General features: G+C 35.0%; 12 protein-coding genes. 5 read left to right on the top strand and 7 right to left on the bottom strand.

The annotated features are described in order from the left end of the window. Window positions 1-84 precede the first annotated feature (84 nt). From EI427_RS16985 to EI427_RS16975, 3 genes are all read left to right on the top strand, one after another. Window positions 85-1986 carry a sodium:solute symporter family protein gene (locus EI427_RS16985; protein WP_126616979.1) on the top strand — a complete coding sequence of 634 codons (1902 nt, stop codon included), beginning with the start codon at window positions 85-87 and terminating at the stop codon, window positions 1984-1986. Window positions 1987-2012: 26 nt separating this feature from the next. Continuing rightward, window positions 2013-3851: a sulfatase-like hydrolase/transferase gene (locus tag EI427_RS16980; protein ID WP_126616977.1), complete on the top strand. Its 1839-nt coding sequence runs from the start codon at window positions 2013-2015 to the stop codon at window positions 3849-3851. Window positions 3852-3928: 77 nt separating this feature from the next. Continuing rightward, window positions 3929-4906 carry a glycoside hydrolase family 130 protein gene (locus EI427_RS16975; protein WP_126616975.1) on the top strand — a complete coding sequence of 326 codons (978 nt, stop codon included), beginning with the start codon at window positions 3929-3931 and terminating at the stop codon, window positions 4904-4906. Between the two features lie 93 nt (window positions 4907-4999). Here the strand turns inward: EI427_RS16975 and EI427_RS16970 are convergent, their stop codons facing one another. Next, complete coding sequence (locus EI427_RS16970; protein WP_126616973.1) at window positions 5000-9949, bottom strand: InlB B-repeat-containing protein; 4950 nt, start codon at window positions 9947-9949, stop codon at window positions 5000-5002. Between the two features lie 413 nt (window positions 9950-10362). Between EI427_RS16970 and EI427_RS16965 the strand changes: the two genes are divergently transcribed. Beyond that, window positions 10363-10773 (top strand): cupin domain-containing protein, encoded by a 411-nt coding sequence (locus tag EI427_RS16965; RefSeq protein WP_126616971.1) that lies wholly within the window; start codon window positions 10363-10365, stop codon window positions 10771-10773. A 78-nt stretch (window positions 10774-10851) separates the two neighbouring features. Then, a complete protein-coding gene (locus EI427_RS16960; protein WP_170178517.1) occupies window positions 10852-12300 on the top strand; it encodes a glycoside hydrolase family 47 protein in 1449 nt (482 codons plus the stop codon). Window positions 12301-12394: 94 nt separating this feature from the next. On the opposite strand, the gene EI427_RS16955 is transcribed toward EI427_RS16960, so the two are convergent. From EI427_RS16955 to EI427_RS16930, 6 genes are all read right to left on the bottom strand, one after another. Beyond that, window positions 12395-13447 (bottom strand): NAD-dependent epimerase/dehydratase family protein, encoded by a 1053-nt coding sequence (locus tag EI427_RS16955; protein ID WP_205727869.1) that lies wholly within the window; start codon window positions 13445-13447, stop codon window positions 12395-12397. Window positions 13448-13659: 212 nt separating this feature from the next. Next, a complete protein-coding gene (dsrP, locus tag EI427_RS16950) occupies window positions 13660-14877 on the bottom strand; it encodes a sulfate reduction electron transfer complex DsrMKJOP subunit DsrP (protein WP_126616967.1) in 1218 nt (405 codons plus the stop codon). A 6-nt stretch (window positions 14878-14883) separates the two neighbouring features. Then, on the bottom strand, window positions 14884-15918 hold the full coding sequence (locus tag EI427_RS16945; RefSeq protein WP_126616965.1) for a 4Fe-4S dicluster domain-containing protein: 1035 nt from the start codon (window positions 15916-15918) through the stop codon (window positions 14884-14886). Between the two features lie 31 nt (window positions 15919-15949). Next, window positions 15950-16624 carry a hypothetical protein gene (locus EI427_RS16940; protein WP_205727868.1) on the bottom strand — a complete coding sequence of 225 codons (675 nt, stop codon included), beginning with the start codon at window positions 16622-16624 and terminating at the stop codon, window positions 15950-15952. After that, a complete protein-coding gene (locus EI427_RS16935; protein ID WP_126616963.1) occupies window positions 16603-17280 on the bottom strand; it encodes a cytochrome c3 family protein in 678 nt (225 codons plus the stop codon). Before EI427_RS16935 ends, EI427_RS16940 begins: the two co-directional genes overlap by 22 nt. Before the next feature lie 12 nt (window positions 17281-17292). Beyond that, entirely contained in the window at window positions 17293-19629 is a 2337-nt protein-coding gene (locus EI427_RS16930; RefSeq protein ID WP_126616961.1) for a molybdopterin-dependent oxidoreductase, read from the bottom strand. Window positions 19630-19637: the final 8 nt, after the last annotated feature.

Here is a 19637-nt window from a genome sequence, read left to right as displayed (position 1 = left end):
ACTTGCTCAAAAAAAACACAATTCTATCGGGTATATCTCATAATAGTAACAGACATAACTTACAATCTTTTAAACCTAATTATAATGAACTTACATCCTGTAGATATAGGAATAATCGTGGGGTATATACTACTAACGGTTCTTATTGGATACTTTATCTCTAAAAAGGCATCACAAAATCTTGATAGTTATTTTCTTGGCGGAAAAACAATTCCTTGGTACGTTTTGGGGTTATCAAATGCTTCTGGCATGTTCGATATCACGGGTACAATGTGGATGGTTTCTCTTGCTTTTATATATGGGGCTAAATCTGTTTTTATTCCTTGGCTATGGCCTGTTTGGAATCAGATTTTCTTAATGATATTTCTTGCCGTTTGGTTAAGACGTTCTAACGTAATGACGGGTGCAGAATGGTTAAAAACAAGATTTGGAAATGGTAGAGGGGCAGAACTTTCACACATTGTTGTAGTAGTCTTTGCCATTATTGCAGTGGTAGGATTTATAGCCTACGGATTTGAAGGAATTGGTAAGTTTGCAACAATGTTTTTACCATGGGACTTGAGCACATCCGTTTTTGGTTTTGCTATTCCATCAGCTAAAATATACGCCGCTATTATTATGGCACTCACAACTATTTATGTGATTAAAGGCGGTATGTACTCTGTGGTAATGACCGAACTTATTCAGTTTGTGGTGATGACAATTGCTTGCATTATTGTGGGTATAATTGCCATTAATATGGTAACTCCAGAACAGATTACAGCGGTGGTTCCAGAAGGGTGGAAATCTTTAGCTTTCGATTGGAAATTAAACTTAGATTGGTCGACTGTTTTACCTGCCGTAAACGATAAAATTGAGTCGGACGGTTACTCTCTTTTTGGCACATTAATGATGATGATGATCTTTAAAGGGATTTTAGTAAGCATTGCAGGACCCGTTCCGAGTTACGATATGCAGCGTATTATGGCCACAGAATCGCCAAAGGATGCTGCAAAAATGAGTGGCATAGTTTCGTTGGCATTATTTATTCCAAGATACCTTATGATTATGGGCTTAGCCGTAATTGGTTTGGTGTATTTATCCCCTCAGTTTGCAGAACAATCTGGCCCAATAGACTTCGAGATGGTTTTACCTTTTGCCTTACAAAACTTTATTCCAGTTGGTTTAAAAGGGTTATTATTGGCAGGTTTAATTTCAGCTTTTATGTCAACTTTTGCAGCCAATGTAAATGCAGGACCAGCATATATAGTAAACGATATTATCAAAAAATATTTTAGACCAAATGCAACAGATAAGCAATTGGTAATGATGTCTTACGTTGCCTCTTTAGCCGTAGTAATTGTAGGCATGACGGCAGGGTTATTTGTATCGAGTATAGATTCAATCTTAAAATGGATTGTAGCCGCTTTATTTGGTGGATATACTGCAGCAAATATGCTAAAATGGGTATGGTGGAGATTTAATGGCTTTGGTTATTTTTATGGAATGATGGCAGGAATGGGAGCAGCCGTAGTTGTACCTTTTGCTTTCTCAAACCTATCAGAGATAATGCAGTTTCCAATCATCTTCTTGATCTCATTAGCCACATCAATCGTTGCAAGTTTATTAACTAAACCAGACGATGAGAAAACATTAATGACATTTTATACAACGGTGCGTCCGTGGGGATTTTGGCAACCAATTGCAGAAAAATGTAGAGCTATTAATCCGAACTTTAAAGAAAATAAAGGCTTTGGTAAAGATATGTTTAATTGTGCAGTTGGTGCAATTTGGCAACTTTCGTTACATTTAATTCCAGTATTTTTAATTATTGGAGAGTACGAATATATGGCTTACTCAATTGTATTAATGATTGTGACAATGATTTGGTTAAAAATCAAATGGCACGATGAAATGGAAGATTACCCAGAAGATATGCAAGATACACTTCAGGCAATAGAGGAGAGTACACCTACTTTATCACCTGATTTAGAAGCAGTCTCTTAGGTTATAATGAGCAATAAAATTTAAAAATGAAAAAGCTACTTTACAGTTTTAGTCTACTGCTTCTTGTGGGCGTATTGGTAAATGCACAAGACAAAAAGCCGAATGTTTTACTGATATATTCTGATGATCAGGGATCGTTAGACATGAATTGTTATGGAGCTAAAGATTTAAAGACGCCAACTTTTGATAAGATGGCAGAAAATGGCATTCGGTTTACGCAATTTTATGCACCAGCACCTATTTGCACACCTTCTAGAGCCGCATTGTTAACAGGTAAAAGTCCGCAAGGAGCACAACTACCTAACAATACATCTTCTCAACCGGGGCATGCAGGTTTGCCAGAAGAAGAAGTAACGATAGCAGAGGTCTTTAAAGGAGCTGGGTATAACACTGCACATATTGGAAAATGGCATTTGGGGTACACTCCAGAAACAATGCCTTATAACCAAGGTTTTGACCATTCATTTGGGCACATGGGAGGGTGTATAGATAATTATTCTCATTTCTTTTATTGGGAAGGTCCTAACCGCCATGATTTATGGAGAAACGGGGAAGAAGTATTTATGGACGGGCAGTATTTCCCAGAATTAATGGTAGATGAGGTAGACCAATATCTCTCCTCAATTAAAGAAAATGAAGATCCTTTCTTTATGTACTTTGCCATTAATTTACCGCATTACCCTGTGCAACCCTTAGAAAAGTGGAGAACGTATTATAAAGATTTGCCCTCGCCCCGTAGAGATTATGCCGCTTTTATGTCTACGTTAGATGAGTACATTGGTAAATTACTTGATGTACTAGAAAAGCAAGGTGTTTTAGAAAATACAATTGTTGTTTTTCAATCAGATCACGGATATTCTACAGAAGTAAGAAACTTTAATGGAGGTGGATATTCTGGACCATTTAGAGGGGCAAAAGGAGATTTGTTTGAAGGTGGAATTCGTGTGCCCACGTTAATTCAATGGCCAAATCAGATACCTGCAAACGAAGTAAGAAATGGTATGGGAACGGGTACAGATTGGTTTCCAACATTGTTAGATTTCTGTGGCATAACCTATGATCAAAATGCAATTGAAGGACACTCATTAAAAGAAATGATTTTAGACAAAGAGGCTTCATCACCTGTGGAAGTTTTCCGTTGGAAATTTGGTGCGTCTTGGGCAATTAGAGAAGGCGATTGGAAACTAATTGGCTACCCTACAGATCATACTAAAAAAGCATCAATAGATTTTGAAAAAGACAGTTATTACCTTGTAAACATTGCACAAGATAGTAGTGAACTAAATAACCTAGCAACTGATTTTCCTGAGAAAGTAGAAGAACTTACAAAGAAATATTTAGACTGGGAATTTGGTTTTGAAGACGATTTACCTCAAGATTTTGAAGAAGTACAGCATCTTGGTTTTAATGCTAAAGTACAATTATTACAACCCACAGATAAACGCTCTACAGGTCAGGAAATAAAATTAGTAGACGGTTATTCTGGTACAAAAACCTTTAGCGATGGTTATTGGGTTGCATTTCTAGGAAACGACATGGAAGTAGTTTTAGAATTGCCCCAAATAAAGAAAGTAAAGAAGATAACTGTCGGTGCTTTATCAGCACAACAAAGTTGGATTTTTGCACCACAAGAAGTAGATATCTTTGTTTCTGAAGATGGTGAAAATTACACCAATTTTGGAAGCCAAGAGGCAGAAGGAGCAACTAAAAATGTAATTGTACATCGAGAAAAAATCACGATACAAGGTAAATCAAAAGCAAAATACATAAAAGTAATTGCTAAAAATATAGGAAAACTACCGGAGTGGCATTCTGGAAACGGAAGCGATGCTTATATGTTTATCGATGAGATCACTATTGAATAATAAAGCATTTTAGAAGTGTGATAATTCAAAAGTTATTACACTAATCAATAAAAAAATACGATTTAAAATTTATACAAATGAGTACATTAGAGAAGGCATTCCCATGGGAAGATAGACCAGAGCATAGTAAAGCAGTTATGTGGCGTTATTCTCAAAATCCAGTGATAAAAAGAGATGCAATAGCAAATTCAAATAGTATTTTTAATAGTGCTGTTGTAGAGTTTAGTGATGCATATGCAGGTGTTTTTCGTTGTGATGATAAATGCCGAAGAATGAATATTCATGCTGGGTTTAGTAAGGATGGCATCAACTGGGAAATCAATGAATTACCGATTGACTTTATTGCCGGAAATACAGAAATGATCCATTCTGATTATAAGTACGATCCTCGTGTAGTATGGATGGAAGACCGCTATTGGATTACGTGGTGCAACGGCTATAACGGACCAACAATTGGTATTGGTTATACTTTTGATTTTAAAACGTTCCACCAATGTGAAAATGCCTTTCTACCCTACAATAGAAATGGAGTACTTTTCCCAAGAAAAATAAATGATAAATACGTGATGTTAAGTCGCCCAAGTGATACAGGACACACTGCATTTGGAGATATCTTTATTAGCCAATCACCAGACATGAAATTTTGGGGAGAACACCGTCATGTAATGTCACCGGCACCCTTCGAGGATAGTGCATGGCAATGCATGAAAGTAGGAGCAGGCCCAATTCCTATAGAAACAAAAGACGGCTGGTTAATGATCTATCATGGCGTATTAAAATCATGCAATGGATATGTGTACGCAATGGGAGCAGCCTTATTAGATATTGATAAACCTTGGGAAGTAAAGTACAGGTCTCAGCCTTATTTATTAACCCCAGAAACACAATATGAATGCATGGGCGATGTACCAAATGTAGTCTTTCCATGTGCCGCACTTCATGATAAAGAAACAGGGAAATTAGCCGTTTATTATGGTGCAGCAGATACTGTTACAGGAATGGCATTTGCACAAATTGACGAACTTGTTGATTGGGTGAAGGAGAATTCTCTTTAATCATAGATTCTGAATTGATAGAATATAAAAACAGCTTCAAAAATAGTGTTTAACTATCTTTGAAGCTGTTTTCTTTTGATAAGTACTTCCTTTTTAGTTTTTCAGTACCTTAAAAGTTTTCTCACCAACACTTGTAGAAATTTTAATCATATAAATTCCAGAAGGAACATCAAAATTAATTTTTTCTTTAGTATACATCTCATTTGATGATAATAGAACTCCTCTAGTTGTATAAACATTTACAACTGCTTTTTCAGAAATCCCATTAATATCAACATATAATTCTTTATCTGTTGTAGGGTTAGGATACACCTTAAAGCTATTTAGTAAAGCAGTGTTTACAGATGTAATAACCGCAGTCCATTTGGCGTAAATAGAGAGATCACCATCCGCAACTTCAATTTCAGTTATTCTGTTTGTAAGAGCACTTTCTCTAAACCAACCTTCAAAAGTATAACCCTCTCTATCTGTAAGGTCTAATAAAGCAATTGGTGTAGTGCTACCTGCAGAGTAAGTAGATTGATTAGGATTTGTAGCCCCTTCTACATTTTCAAAAGTAATTACATAATCTGCTATAAAATTAGTGTAGAAAGTTAAGTTACCTGTGCTTCCTGTTGGAATAGAATTACTATTTACGGCAGAAGTTAATGCAGCATCAGTAAACCAACCTTGAAAATAATACCCATCTTTTGATAAATCATTTAAAGAAATAGTATTACTCTCTATAGTATAAGAAGTTGGATTATTATTGGTTACTCCGCTTCCATTCGTTATAGAATAAGAAATGGTATAAACTATTGCTTCCCATTTAGCATATACTGTAATATCTCCAGTACTTCCAGTAGGGATAGCTACACTGTTTACGGCAGAAGTTAATCCTGCATCAGTATACCAACCACGGAAATTATATCCGGAAATTGACAGATCACTTAAAGAAATGTCACTGCTTTCTATAGTATAAGAAGTGGGGTTACTATTGGTTGTTCCACTTCCATTATTTAGAGTATAGTTTATGGTGTAATTTATGGCATCCCACTTAGCATAAAGCGTAATATCTCCATCAGAATAACTGACTTCTGAAATTGCATTAGTGAAACTTGCCTCCCTAAACCAACCATTAAAGGTGTACCCGTTTCTTCCACTTAAAGCTTGCAAAGTAATTGGCGACGTAATACCTGGCGAATAACTACTTTGATTTGGATTGGTTACACCATTCAAATTATTATATGTAATCTGATTATTTGTTTGAGAATAAAACCTACTATAAAATGTTTTATTTCCAGTACTCCCAGATTGAATCGCAGGTCCGGTAACAGGAGTCGTAAAACTTGCATCTGTAAACCAACCTAAGAAATTAGAACTAGCTTTTGATAAATCAGTTAATGTAATATCGGCACTTTCAATAGTATATGCCACCGGATTACTATTTGTAATTCCAGAACCATTGATCACATTAAATGAAATTGTATAATTAATAGCCGTCCATTTTGCATAAATATCAAGTACACCATCTGTAGCAATTATTTCGGTTATTGGCGTAGTAAAACTTGCTTCTCTAAACCAACCATCAAAAGTATATCCAGATCTGCTAGATAAGTTTTGTAAGGCTATAGGAGCCGTAATAGTAGGTGAATATGAAGCTGGGTTACTGTTTGTTACTCCATTTACATTATTATATGTAATAGCATTATCTGCTTGAGGGGTAAAATTACAATAGAAAGTAACATCACCTGTACTCCCTGTTGGAATGGCAAAACCGCTTACCGGAATTGTTAACCCAGTATCAGTATACCATCCAGAAAAATCATAACCAAATCTTGATAAATCAGTTAACGTAATATCAGAAGTCTCAACAGTATAAGAAGTAGGGTTAGTGTTACTCACCGATCCCCCATTATTAATAGCGTAATTTATAGTGTAATTATCAGGTGTCCATTGTGCATATACAACTAAATTATTATTCGATAAATTAGTGATCTCATTAGTAGATGTCAATCCATCAAACCAACCAACAAAAGTATACCCCGCCCTTGTAGGGTCTTGCAAGGCACTATTATCATGAATTAAGAAAGTAGAAGGATTACTTGTAGAGTTAGTACCATTTAATAAATTATTGTAGGTAACACTATACTGTGCAGTAAAGTCAATATTATCAACATCACTTTGTATGTTCGTGTAACTATAGTTTGAAGGAGAAAAAGAAGAATTGGAGTTAGTTAAAGTTACTGTACCTGTTTCTCCTTTTGTTATTTTAATACTGTAAGGACCGTAATCTGTTACATTTAATGAAGAACCGTTTGAGGCAGAAATTGTAGTACTACCTAAAGCTCTTATATTACCTGTAATATAAGCAACAAGAGATGTTCTAATTGCTTCATACCCTAAGTCGAAATCCGTAATAACATCTCCTGCGCTTTTTGATGTTCCATTAGAATCTTCCCATCTATATTCAAAATCAGCATTTGAAGTAGTTGGAGATGGTAAAGTGAAACTTGTGAAATTAGAATTAGCTTTAAAAGCTTCCGCACCGATATATTTTACAGTGTTAGGAAGATAGATAGATTTTAAATCACATCCTTTAAATGATCTGTAACTTATAGTTTCCAATGTAGAAGGGAGAATGATTGACTCTATGTTAGTAAACTCAAAAAGGCCTCTATTTTGATTTGTTGGATCACCAATACTTTTAATAGTTACCCCATCTAAATTATCTGGAATAATTATATCTTTTGGGTTCTGCGTAGGAGCGGTATATGATATGATTTCACCATTACTATTTACAATTACATCTGCATCTGTTAAAGTGTAGGTGACATAAAAATCTTGATTAATGGCATCAGCTTGTACATTAGAATAAACTCTTTGTGGTCCAGGATTAAAAGTATGACCATTTTTAAGAGGGTAAATTGTTAAACTACTGTTGACAGCTGTTTCGATAGTATAATTATCACCATCATTTAAAATAGCATGAACTGATGTATTACCTCCTTCTGTAACATATAAATCTACTCCATCTATCCCTCTAATCTGTCCTGTTATTCTAACACCATTAAAACTTTCAGTTGCTCTAAATGTTTCTCTAAAGGTTGGTACGACATCACCTTGATTGTATGTAATTCCAGCTCCTGTCCATGTATTTGTGTACAGGCTATTGGAATGCAGTGGGAACACCCAATTTAATATTTCATTTTGGTAAAAAGACCCATCACCTAAATGAGTTAATGTACTTGGTAAAATAATAGATACTATTTTATTCTCTTGGAAAGAACTATTTTCTAGTCTTTCTAAAGTAGAAGGTAAGATAACAGAAGAAATATTTTTATTTCTAAAAACATCACTTTGTATACTTTTAATAGTATAGCCATCTAATAAGTCGGGAATAATTATATCTGTATAACTACCAGCATAACTATTTATGGTGCCATTTGCATCAACAACAACATCACTATCAATTAGAGTATAGGGGATGTAAAAATCTTGTCTAAGGTAATTTTCTTGAAGATTAGTAAAATCATAAGGTATTGAAGGTGTAAATGTGACGCCATTTTTAGTTGCCGTAATATTAATATTACTTCCCTTAGGAACTTCTATTTTATAACTATCTCCATTATCTAAAGTTAAAACTCTATTATCTGCTCCAGTTATAGTAAGTGTGATTCCGTCATGACCGCGTACTTCCCCTGTAATCCTAGCCCCTAAAAAAGTTGGATTTGCTGTATATTCTACTTGGAAATCAGTTACAGATTGCCCCTCATTAAAATTTGAATTTCCAGCAGTCCAATTGTACGTATAAAGTGCGGTTGATGTTGGAAGATTAAACGAGGAAAGTGCAGTATTATACAAAAAGGCATTTGCACCAATATGAGTAAGTGTATTTGGAAAAGTCACATTAGAAAGGGAGTTGTTGCTGAATGCATATTGACCTATTAACTCTAATGTATTAGATAATGTAATATTTTTCACATTGTTATTATCAAATGCAAATCTTTCAATAGTTCTTAATGTATTTGGGAAGGTAATTTTTTTAAGATCATTTCCTTTAAATGCATTCTCGCTAATTTCTTCTAATGTAGTTGGTAGTTCTACACTAGTAATATTTTTATTTTCAAAAACACCAGTGTTTAAAGATGGATTATCTACTCCAATTTTTAGAATTGTTTCTCCATCAAGAACATCAGGAATAATAATATCTTTTCGAGCAAAATTGTATGATGTACTTTCTAATACCCCATCGGAATTTACAACAACATCAGCATCAGAAAGTGTATAACTATTAAAGAAATCAAAATCTTCTACATCTGTTTGAATGTTTGTTTCAGCAAGTGTTTTAGTTGTAAATATAAGACCGGTCTGTAATGCAACAATATTGACATCTACACCTAAATCAACTTCAAATTCATAATCTTCACCATCATCAAAAGAAGAAAGATATGTTGGTAATGAACTACTGATGTCTGTGTTATTGATGGCTAATATTAAATTAATATTATCGCCACCCCTTATTTGACCACTTATACGTACACCAGAGAAAGTGTGGTTTGCAGAAAAACCATATGTAAATTTACTTGCTGGAATAACATCACCTTCATTGTAACTTGTATTTCCGTCAGACCAATTATAAGTATATCTATTTGGAGCAGTGGGTAACGTGAACGATGTTAAACTAGGGTTTCCATCAAAAGCATAATCATAAATAATATTTACACTATTAGGTAGTGTTATGCTACTAATATTATTATTTTGAAAACTGTATGAATATATTTTCCTCAGTGTAGAAGGTAGAACTACGGAAGTGATTCCTTTATTATTAAACACTCCAGAACTAAGTAAACCTCCTATTTCTCTAACAAGGTATCCATCGAGCCTTTCGGGAATAATGATATCTGTATTCGAAAAATTGTAACTACAACTTTTCAAAACACCCTCACTTGTGACTACAACATCTGCATCTGTTAAAGTATAGGGAGTTTGTGCATTTACAATACTCGCTAAGGAAGTAAGTAGTAGAAATAGAACTGTTTTTATCAAATTAGATTTTTTCATAGTTATTTGGGATATATTTAGAGTTCAGACAGTTGAGAGTTATTATCTGCAATAAGTAAATTATTAACAAAAGTGAATTATTATTAGTGCAGTAAATAAAGGTAGACATGGTATTGTACAATTAGAAAATTATTTATGTCCAAAATTCTCTATGATTTTTCTTTTAAATAAGAATGCTAATTAATTTTTTCTATCCTAAACAAATACAACCCCACACCAACCTCATCGCTTTTTCTTTAAATGCCGTTATAGTACACAAAATTACAATCTGAGTTCACTACTTTAATACGTACTTACACGAGTACATTTAATATATTTGTAGTATAGTTTAGAAATGAAAAAAAGGAGTTAATTTAAAGTGTATTTTGATTATAAATACCGAAAATATACTCTCCAATTAAGGTAATTAGTCAATGAGTTTAACAGAAACATATCAGTATAATGGGCAGGGATACTATCCTTTTCTTATTCGAGAAGGGTGGCAAGTTGCTCAATTAAATTATGTAGAAGATCGTAGGCCGGAAAATATAAAGAGTTTAGAAGTACACCACCTTACAGATAAAGCTTTTATGTTAATACATGGCAGTGCTTTGCTTGTATCTGCTGAAATAAATGCTGAAAATATCACCTATAGTATGATACATATGAATAGCGGTATTCTATATAATATTCCAAAAAAAGTATGGCATACCGTAGCTTTAAAAGAAGAGACTAAAGTATTGATTATTGAAAAGGATAAAACGCATTTAGAAGATTCGGAGCTTTATGATTTAAACGACAAACAATACAAACAATTCTTACAAGAAATCCATAAAATTTGGTAACAATAGAAACAGTTTTACATTATATGTAATTTACAACTTAGCTAACTACTAAGTATATAAATAATAAATATGAAAAAGATGAATACTATCAAAAATCAATCAATTTTTACGACAACGTGCATTGCGTTGGCATTCCTAATTTTATTACCGTTTACATCAATTGCTAGTCCTTTAAAAAAGAGGGATGGTATTTCTAAAAAAGAGAAAAAAGAATATCAAGAAAGAGTAAAAACAGCTTTTAAAAAAGGATGGAGAGCATATATGAATTATGCGAAAGGCTTAGATGCCGTGAATCCAATTTCTGAAAAAGGGCACAATTGGTACAAAGAATCTTTACTGATGACCCCTGTAGATGCTTTTTCTACAATGTACTTAATGGGTTTAGACGATGAAATGGCAGAAGCAAAGGAACTTATTTTTTCAGAATTAGAATTTGATAAAGACTTTGAAGTGCAACAATTTGAAATTGCAATTCGTATTCTTGGTGGCTTGCTATCAAGTTATCAGTTAGATGGAGATCAACGTTTTCTTGACTTAGCTATTGATTTAGCCGATAGAATGCTTCCTGTTTTCGATTCGCCTACTGGAATTCCTTACCGTCTAGTCAACTTAAAAACAGGTGCTGTTGGCGGACAAGGTACTAACCCTTGCGAAGTAGGTTCTATGTTATTAGAATATGGTGTATTGTCTAAATTAACGGGCGACCCTAAGTATTACGATTTATGTAAAAGAGGAGTTAAGGCACTTTACGATAGAAGAGGAGAAACGGGTTTACAAGGTTCTTGGATTGATCAGGATACAGGTAAATGGGAAGATACTAGAGCACATATTTCAGGAGGTATAGATGCTTACTATGAATATTTATTAAAAGGATATTTATTGTTTGGAGACGAGGACTTATTAGAGTGGTACACTGTTTCTCGCGATGCTGTAAATAAGTATTTAGTAGATACTACTTCTGTAGAAGGTGAAATGTGGGTTGGCTGGGCAGATATGAATTCGGGAGAGCGAATTATGACAAGGTTTGGTGCTTTAGATTGCTTCTGGAATTTATGTAATGTTTTAGATGGAGATCTAGAAAGAGCCGAAGGTTTACAAGCTTCGATTAATAAAATGTGGTTTGCAAATGGAATTGAGCCAGAAGCTATTAATTACACAACAATGCAGCCGTATTACGAAGGTGCAGAATACTACATGATGCGACCAGAAGCAATAGAATCTACTTATTATGTTTGGAGAGGAACGGGTAATAAAAAATACTACGAGCAAGGTAAAAAGATGTTTGAAAGCATTGAAAAGTATTGCCAAGTAGAAAATGGTTATGTACAATTAAGAGATGTAAAAACAAAAGAAAAGTGGGATACTTTAGAAAGTTTCTTCTTTGCCGAAACAATGAAATATTGCTATTTATTCTTTGCTGATACTGAAACTTTTGATTTAGAAAAATATGTCCTAAATACAGAAGCTCACCCATTAAAAAACACATGGGATAAAGATTGGAAAGGTAATTTGAATGGGGTGAAATAAAAGAAATTATTTTAACCAATTTGATATAAAAAACGGGAGATCAATGAATAGTTTGATCTCCCGTTTTTTATATTTCAGATGCAATACCTAGTACTTATTTATAAACACCAGCTTCTACCAGTTGACCAAAAAAGTCGTTCATGGTGTCTTTCGATTCTCTATACTGCATGCCTAATTTTTCCTTACTTTTTGTGTTATCAACTAACCATTTGTAACCAAAATTTAAACTCACCATTTTTCTAGGAATTCCTTGAAGAGGACCAACTAACCAAACTAACCATTTTGGTAATTCCTTTTTAGGGAAAGGATAATTTGCACCATATTTATCTCTTAATAAATCTACCATTTCTAATAAAGTAAGGCTCTCGTTAGAGATGATATGTCTACCTTCAGCTTCGGGAGTGAAGCCTGCATTGTAATGTGCAATAGCTAAATCTCTTACGTCTACAATACCAATATGCAATCCTGGAGCCCCCATTTTTAAAGTTCCATCACCAATCTGTTTCATTATATTGAAACTTTCGGAAGTACTTTTTGGGTTAATTCCAGGTCCTAATACAAAAGATGGATTGATAACGACTAAATCCCATCTACCTTGTGCTTTGTTAATCTCCCAAGCGGCTAACTCTGCAACTGTTTTGGAATAATTATAAGGCTGATGTTTTACAGAAGAAGTCTTATTCCATACATTTTCATCTGCAGTTTGATTAGGAAGAGGCAATAGATCTTTTGCATCGCCAATAATTGCAACGCAACTACTTGTAAGTACAACTCTTTTAACCGATTCTACCTTATTTACAGAGTTTAAAACATTCTTTGTTCCGATTAATGCTGGTGCAACTAAGTCTTTTTCAGCATCTTTTACAGTAGTAATAAATGGAGATGCCGTATGGTAAACCAACTCGCAACCTTGCATGGCCTCTTCGTAAGAACCTTCTGTAAGCAAGTCTGCCTTAAAATACTTGATAGTACCCTCAGACTTTTCTGCTATTGCATTTAAGTAATGTAATTTTTCTTTATTATCAGGATTTCTAACAGGAGCATGAATTGTGAGACCTTCCATTAAAAGTTTTTCAACAATACGGCCAGCTACGTAGCCTGTTGCTCCTGTAATCATAACAGGCTTAGATTTATCAATAGTTTTCAAAGTAATTAAGATTAAGTGATTAACTATTCAATATAACAAATGCTCTAATAAAAGGTTTCTTTTCTTTAAAAAATGAAGAGAATAGTCTAGTATAAATCAAAAAAAAGTAGATAAAAGCATATGGTAGTAATTAGTATTTTTCATTATAAACAAAAAGGAACTCCATTGCTGGAGCTCCCTTAAGTCAATTTAAACTGTGATGCTACATATCATCACTTTTTATAACGAATCGTACCGAGTTCTATAGCGATAGTGGCACGGGTAAGGATTGTAAAAATGAAACAACCTAAAGCCCAAATACCAACAGTTACACCTATTTCGATAGACGATGGTGTGTACTCCACAATTTTTCCCCATTGCCCCGGAATAAAACCAGGAACAATTAATCCAAAACCTTTATCAATCCATATTGCTATAAATAAAATGACGCATGCTACATACAATAGCGTCATGTTTTTTCTTAGCTGATTGAATGTTAGAATTGCTGTGGCGATAAGGTTTAGACCAATGGAAGTCCAAATCCAAGGAACTAAGGCTTTGTATTCACCTAAGCCAAAAAATAAGTATTGAGCACTAATTGAATGATGCGTAGGAGAGTAGAACTCTTTAAAAAGTTCAGAACCGAGCATAATCAAATTTGCTTGTGCAGATACTGTAATTACTAAAGCTATTTTTTGTATTGTTTTCTTCTCAATTTTAAAAGAAGAATACTGATTAATCATTCCTAAAGCTAAAATTATTAATGCCGGACCAGCTGCAAATGCAGAAGCTAAAAAGCGAGGTCCTAATAAGGCAGTATTCCAGAAAGGTCTTGCTTGTAAGCCTTGGTATAAAAAGGCGGTAACCATGTGCAATGCAACGGCCCAAAATACAGAGATCATAACACCCGGCAGGTATACTTTTTTATGTGCTACTTTACCTTGGTAATGCCTAAAAAGGATATACATTGGCACAGTAATGTTAATAAAGAGGTATACATTTAGAACAACCATATCCCATGTAAGCATAGAATTAGGGAAGTTAAATGTACCTAAACCCGGAATCATGTGCCATAAAACACCTGGTCCTCCAACATCTACCATAACAAAAGTGATACACATAACAAGAGCAGAAACAGCCATTCCTTCACCAATTAAAACAGCCTGTTTAAAATCTACATCGTGTAAAATATAAGTGGGTAGCACCAGCATAACTGCAGCGGCAGCTACACCAACAAGAAACGTAAAATTAGAAATGTACAATCCCCAACTTACTCTGTCACTCATTCCTGTAACTACAAGTCCTTCAGAAATTTGTTGGTAATAACTATAAGCACCCCAAAGCATAAAAAAGGTAAGAATGCCCATCCAAACATGGTAATAAAGACTACCGTGCGTAGCTTCTCTAAAACCATCTTTTATCATTTGTGAAAATATCTTGATCTGTTTCATACTTTATTAGTCCATGTAATACCAAAATTTTGGCTCAGTTCCCAAATCTTCTTTTAAACGGAAAACCTTCTTGTTTTCTAAAACATATCTAATGTCACTTTTAGGATCTAGTAAATTACCAAATACTCTAGCTCCCGTTGGGCAGGCTTCTACACAGGCTGTGTTTTCTCCGTTTCGGGTTTTCTGAACACAGAAAGTACATTTTTCCATTACACCTTTTTTACGAAGTCGGTTACCCAAATAATGTTGGTCTTTGTTTACTTCGCTTTCCGGAACATGAGGTTCTTTCCAGTTAAAACGTCTACCATCGTAAGGGCATGCAGCCATGCAGTATCTACAACCAATACACCAATCGTAATCAATTACTACAATGCCATCTTTTTCTTTCCAAGTGGCCTTTGTAGGGCAAACTTCTACACATGGAGGGTTCTCACAATGAAAACATTGCGTGCCGAGGTAAAAATGTCCTTCGGCAGGAACTTGATGGTAAAAATTATCGTCAGCTAATTCAAAATCAAAATTTCCTTTTCCCATTTCATGAATTCTGATGTATTGCATCTGCGAATCCCGATCATGGTTATTCTCCTCCTTACAAGCTTTCACACAATCCATATATCCTTGGCATTTGGATAAATTGAATGCATAGCCGTAAAGTACGTTGTCTAAAGGTCCTTTTGATGATACATTGATGTGATGCCCAGTGTTCATCTCATATAACCTTTCCAATCTTTTTACAGTAGCCAATTGCTCATCTTTAGACATTACTTGGTAATTGCCTTTAAAGTACTCTTCCCATTCCATGTTAGCCTTTTCTTTTGAGGCATCACTTTTGGTAGGAGAGCAAGCAGATTGTGCCATTCCAACACCAGCCAATAAACCACTGGTAATACTTTTTAAAGCCGTTCTTCTATCTGTCTTTTGTTCAATTTTCTGATCAAAACCATCTTTCTGAGGCTTAACATGTCCACCACAACTGCAATCCTCTGGCTTACAATTATCTTGCTTAAAATATTTTTTATATATGTCTCTTATTTCCTTCATAGTGTGTTTTCTAAGTGTGTGCAATTCAAAATTACCTTCCTCTACGCTGTTCTGTTACCTTTGTATTTAATACCGCAGGCATTCTTTTTCCAAAGGCAGGTTTATGTGGATTATGGCATCCAACACACGTTTGCTTAGCAATAGGTTTTGCCCATCCGCCAAGACGTTTACCGTGTGCACCACCTTTCCAATCTTTAAATTGTGTACTGTGGCATTGTGCACAAACCTTATAGCTGTCGTTAAATTTTACAGCACCATTTGTAAGTGTGTGCAAATGGTCCATATCGTTAGCAGTATGGCAAGTCTGACAGTTCATTACATCTGCATTGGCGTGTTTTAGCTCTAAATTCCAATGCGATTTTTTGTACTTTCCATCATTCCGTTGCATTGCCGAGAGGGGTTTTGAATGGCAGTTACTACACTTAAATGAGGTAATCTGACTTTCTCTTTCAGGAATTAAAAATGCTTTTTCTACATAAATACTATCTACTTCTACTGTTTTAATAAAGGCAAGAATTTCTTCTACAGAAGCATCTACTTTTGTAGTATCCGAAATAGATAAACGTTTTATCTTCATGAGATTACTCTCATGTCCGTGGTGTTTTTCTTCTGATGAATCGTGCGATGAGCACCCAATTAAACTTGAAAGTGCAAGCAGGCAGAAGAAGAGTAAAGTGTGCTTTTTCATTGTGCTTTTCTTTTCCATGTTTGATTTATTCCTTCTAATTTTGCTTGGTTTGGTACATGACATTGCATACAATTTGCTCTTTCTGTATGCGTAGATCTAATGTCTACTAAACCTCCAGAACCTGCATGGCACGATAAGCAATCTGTTCTATTTTGTAAACCATGCGGAATAGTAGGAGGGCTAGTTACCAATGCTCTATTATCTACATGAGTAGGTTGAGTTCTCTTCCAGTTGGTTTTTTTAAATAATTTTTTAGTGGTGATAGGCACATGGCACTGTCTACAACTAATTAATTCTGGATGAGGAGTAGCAGGAGCATAGGCTTTAAAAGCAGCCACATAGCCACCATTTTCATGGCATTGTAAACAGCTTTTATCTCCGATCCCTTTTTTTGATAATAACGGATGCGGAATTTGAGGAGGAGCCCCCTCATAAGCACGTCTTTGATAATACTCTTTTTTATGTTCTGCATGCACAGGATCGTTCGGCATAGCCTTAAAATCTATGCCCTCTTTAGATCTTCTAAAAAGATATTCTTCAGAAGTTTCTCTTGTAGAAGGAGTGGCGACCTCTTCTGTTAAAGAGGCTCTCTTCTTTGCTTCGGTTATACTCAAATTAACCATGACTACAGCTACAATAATCAGAGAAAAGAGTACAATTACTAATTTATTCATAAGAGTAGTTGTTTATACTTTTTCAATTTTTACTGCACACTTTTTATAGTCAGGTTGTTTAGAGATTGGGTCAAAAGCATCTAATGTAACGTCATTAATCAAGTAGCCTTCATCAAAGAAAGGTACAAAAACTTGTCCTTTAACCGGAACACCTCTGCCGTTTACAGATGCCGGTAATGTCATTGTACCTCTTTTAGAAGTAATTTTCACTTTATCGCCTTCTCTAATATTTAATCGTTTTGCATCGTCTGGGTTTACCTCAACATAACTGTGTGGTACAGCTTGGTGCAATACGTCAATTCTTCTTGTCATAGACCCTGTATGCCAGTGTTCAATCACACGGCCAGTACAAAGCCAATAATTATATTCTTTATTAGGAGATTCTGCAGCAGGTTCATAAGGACGTTGCCAGATTACTGCTTTTCCATCTTTCTTACCATAGAAGTGGAACCTTCCTTTACTGTCATCACAAGCAGGATCATATTCAGCATTAAAACGCCATTTTGTTGATTTTCCATCTACAAAAGGCCACATAGCACCCGGCTGATTTTTCAGTACTTCTAATGGTGCCATACCGTGCTTTTTACCAACCTGATGTAATCTATATTCATCATAAAGTTCTGCAGCGTGTGTAGCTTCATTTTTAGGAAAAAGATCACCGTAGCCCATTCTTCTAGCTACTTCAATAATTTGCCAACTATCACTAATTGCTTCCCCAGGGGCATCAATCATTTTCTCAAAATACTGTGTTCTACGTTCAGAGTTACCATATAATCCTTCACGTTCAATCCACATTGCCGAAGGCAAAATTACATCTGCAACATCTGTTGTAGGTGTAGGGTATATATCAGAAACAACAATAAATCGGCCTGTTTTTTCGCAACCTTCTCTATAACGATTTAGGTTAGGCATTGTAACCATCGGATTGGTTACTTGAATCCACATAAATTTAATTTCGCCTCTATCTAATGCTCTAAACATTTCTACAGTATGGTAGGTAGGTTTAGAAGGGATATTTTCTACAGGTACTTTCCAAATTTTAGCAGCAAATTCTCGGTGCTTTTTATTGGTAACAACACCGTGTGGAAGTTTATGCGTTAGTGTTCCTACCTCACGTACAGTTCCGCAAGCACTTGGCTGACCCGTTAATGAGAATGGACTATTACCAGGAGTAGAAATTTTACCTGTTAAAAGGTGAATGTTGTAGACTAAGTTATTAATCCAAGTTCCTCTTGTGTGTTGATTCATGCCCATACACCAAAACGACATTACTTTTTGGTTGGGGTCTCCGTAAATGTTCGCCATTAATCGGATATCTTTAACAGATACACCAGAGTATCTAGCAACTTTTTCTGGAGTATATTCTTTTAAGAATTCTTTGTAGGCATCAAAATCTATTTTTTCTTCGTGTTCTTTAAATTTATAGAAGTCTTCTGTACCATATCCCATTTTAGTTTTTCCTTTACTAAAGCTGATATGTTTAGTGACAAACTCCTTATTTACCCATCCTTTGTCAATAATTTCGTAACAAATGGCATTGGCAACTGCTAAATCTGTTTGTGGCTCAAAAATAATTGATCTATCCGCTGCCATACTTGTACGCGTTGTTCTGGTGGCAAAATCAATAATTTTCACTTTCCTTTTCATCCTCTGGTCTAAAAGGCGAGAGAACAATACAGGGTGCATTTCTGCCATGTTGTTACCCCACAAAATAAAAACATCTGCATGGTCAATATCCTCATAACAACCCATTGGTTCATCAATACCAAAAGAAGTCATAAAACCAGTTACAGCACTAGCCATACACAAACGTGCATTTGCTTCTAAATTGTTTGTACCAATTGCACCTTTCATAAATTTAGATGCTGCATAACCATCAGGTATAGTCCATTGTCCAGATCCATACATAGAAACAGCATCTTTACCATGGTCTTTTATTGTTTCTTGCATTTTACTTGCAATAAGATCCAAGGCTTCCTTCATGCTTGTCTCTACCATTTTACCGTTCTTTTTTACCAACGGTTTTGTTAGACGATCTTTACCATAAATAGATAAAACCGAATGGTAACCTTTAACACAGCATAAGCCCTTATTTACAGAAGATTTTGGGTCTCCTTTTACGGCAACTGCTTTTCCTTTTTGCAAACCTATTAACACCCCACAACCTACACCACAAAAGCGGCAAGGAGCTTTTTTCCATTTAAGATCAGCATCTTTAGGAGCATTTTTTTCTTGCTCATCTGCAAAAATAATTCCTGGAAATAATGTTGCTGCTGTTGTTAAAGCAGAAAAAAGAGCCATCTTTTTAAGAAAAGATCGTCGAGAGGCGATTGAAGAATTTTTATCCATAGTTAATT

The sequence above is a fragment of the Flammeovirga pectinis genome, assembly GCF_003970675.1.
Classification (GTDB): domain Bacteria; phylum Bacteroidota; class Bacteroidia; order Cytophagales; family Flammeovirgaceae; genus Flammeovirga; species Flammeovirga pectinis.
Note: the sequence above shows the minus strand (reverse complement) of the source record. Positions and strands in the feature narration are given on the sequence as shown.

Bases quoted from the DNA above. Each gene is read 5' to 3' on its own strand.
- EI427_RS16985 (WP_126616979.1), top strand. From the start codon at position 85: ATGAACTTACATCCTGTAGATATAGGAATAATCGTGGGGTATATACTA.
- EI427_RS16980 (WP_126616977.1), top strand. From the start codon at position 2,013: ATGAAAAAGCTACTTTACAGTTTTAGTCTACTGCTTCTTGTGGGCGTA.
- EI427_RS16975 (WP_126616975.1), top strand. From the start codon at position 3,929: ATGAGTACATTAGAGAAGGCATTCCCATGGGAAGATAGACCAGAGCAT.
- EI427_RS16970 (WP_126616973.1), bottom strand. From the start codon at position 9,949: ATGAAAAAATCTAATTTGATAAAAACAGTTCTATTTCTACTACTTACT.
- EI427_RS16965 (WP_126616971.1), top strand. From the start codon at position 10,363: ATGAGTTTAACAGAAACATATCAGTATAATGGGCAGGGATACTATCCT.
- EI427_RS16960 (WP_170178517.1), top strand. From the start codon at position 10,852: ATGAATACTATCAAAAATCAATCAATTTTTACGACAACGTGCATTGCG.
- dsrP (WP_126616967.1), bottom strand. From the start codon at position 14,877: ATGAAACAGATCAAGATATTTTCACAAATGATAAAAGATGGTTTTAGA.
- EI427_RS16945 (WP_126616965.1), bottom strand. From the start codon at position 15,918: ATGAAGGAAATAAGAGACATATATAAAAAATATTTTAAGCAAGATAAT.
- EI427_RS16940 (WP_205727868.1), bottom strand. From the start codon at position 16,624: ATGGAAAAGAAAAGCACAATGAAAAAGCACACTTTACTCTTCTTCTGC.
- EI427_RS16935 (WP_126616963.1), bottom strand. From the start codon at position 17,280: ATGAATAAATTAGTAATTGTACTCTTTTCTCTGATTATTGTAGCTGTA.
- EI427_RS16930 (WP_126616961.1), bottom strand. From the start codon at position 19,629: ATGGATAAAAATTCTTCAATCGCCTCTCGACGATCTTTTCTTAAAAAG.